General features: G+C 39.1%; 1 pseudogene. It reads right to left on the bottom strand.

Annotated elements, in window-relative coordinates:
- Nucleotides 1-249: 249 nt before the first annotated feature.
- Nucleotides 250-1615, bottom strand: a pseudogene (locus tag DXD06_RS16870) (transposase); the annotation flags it as partial.
- Between the last annotated feature and the right edge of the window lie 138 nt (nt 1616-1753).

Genomic DNA, 1753 nt, shown 5'->3' with positions numbered 1-1753 from the left:
TAGGTAATTGCGAAACAAGTTCGCAATCCTGATTAAAAATGCGGTAAGAATCCTGCAATGCAGGATTCTTAAGATGAGAAGCAGGTGACATCAAAATTAGACATGAAAAAAGACTTCCCAGATGACTGCGAAGAAAAGATGATATGAATATCGAATATCATGCAATTAAAGGCTTTAAACTCCGTATGTATTGATGTTTATGAATTTTATCCGCAACAAGTACGGTAACAAGCTGTGTGATTCCCGCCAGAAGTAAATCAGCATGAAGAGTTTTTTCATTCTGCGTTTTACGATTCGCAATGCAGAAACTATCCTTGAAATGGTTGATTGATTTTTCAACATTTACACGGATTTTGTAGGTGTCTTTCCATTCATGCGAGCCTCGTTCTATACCAGGATAGGCGCGGAGATTTTTCTCAGGATAAATATAAATCATTCGTCCGCAGGAAGAAGTGGTGCATGGATTATCACAGTGGCACTTACGATAAGTTTTTCCAGTATGCTTATCACGCATCCATTTCATTTTGGGGCATACAAATTTCATGGTAGGAAGTTTGCTTCTTAAATGAGATTTACTGCCTTCTCGTTTCATAGGAAGCGTAGAATCGTGTGGACAGCAGGGAATGCCATTTTCATTAACAGTGTAGTCAGTTCCTTCCATGGATAATTTTACCCGGAGAGGAATAAAAGCCTTACGAAATCCAATGTCTTCAAAAAGAGATTTATAGATCTCAATCGTATCAAAAGCGGCATCCCCAAGAAACGTCTTCGGCTCTATTAAAGGATGCTTTTTGAAAAAATCAATTAAAACAGGAAGCAGAGCTTTTGAGTCGGCAAGAGATTTATCTTCATCCGGAGAATCTGATTTCTTTTCTACAATAATGTCAGGATGTGCATTTAGGAAATCCTTGTTGTAGAAAGATATGTCGCGGACAATGCCAAGTCCATTTGTGACGATACCGAATTTATAGGCATAACAGAAGTGACCGTTGATGTACATCTGCTGTATCGCCTGATTGGATGCAGCATGAGTTGGCATGGAACCATAGGCTGCTTTGTAAGGATCGTAGGAATCATCAAGGTTATGGGATTTTTTAAAAGCCTTCAACTGTTTGATAATACGATTGGCATACTTAGGATTATTTTCTGTAACCCATGCTTCAATGCCGGAGGTATCGAAGATTGTCATGTCAGCAAGAGCCGGATTCAGTTTTTGGCATATCGGTTCGGTCAGATCAACAAGATGATCGAACATAGATTGTAAGTCCGATAAGAAATCCTGTTTAAAGCGAGTGAATTTTGAACCATCCGGTACAACATCAAAGCCACAGAAGTCACGCAGTTCCTGAGAGTATTTCAAGAACACAATCAGGAGCGTGTCAGTCGGGATTGAGAAAATACGCTGGAGCAGAAGTGCTTTGAGCATTGGATAAAGCTGGTGCTTGCGAGGTCTTCCGGTTTGGGCGTGAAAATGAAAAACAAAAGAAACAGGAACAATTTCATCAAGGTTGATGGCTTCATCGAGAAGAGAAAGGAACTGATATTTGTCGTTGTCGAATTTATTTTGGCAATCTTCAAAAACTTCTGCCAAAGTGAGCTGCTTATGTGTTATCATATAGGTATATCTCCTTTAAGGTGGATTGGTATTTAGTTTCTAGTCAACTCTATTTTACCATAAACCTTGAGGAGATATTTTATTTTAACAACAAAAAATACCGTATTTATGCGGTGTTTGGCGTTTCGCAAACGCCTA

The sequence above is a fragment of the Roseburia sp. TF10-5 genome (assembly GCF_003462365.1).
In the GTDB taxonomy this organism is placed as follows: Bacteria; Bacillota; Clostridia; order Lachnospirales; family Lachnospiraceae; genus Roseburia; species Roseburia faecis.
This window is presented reverse-complemented; position numbering and strand designations above follow the sequence as displayed.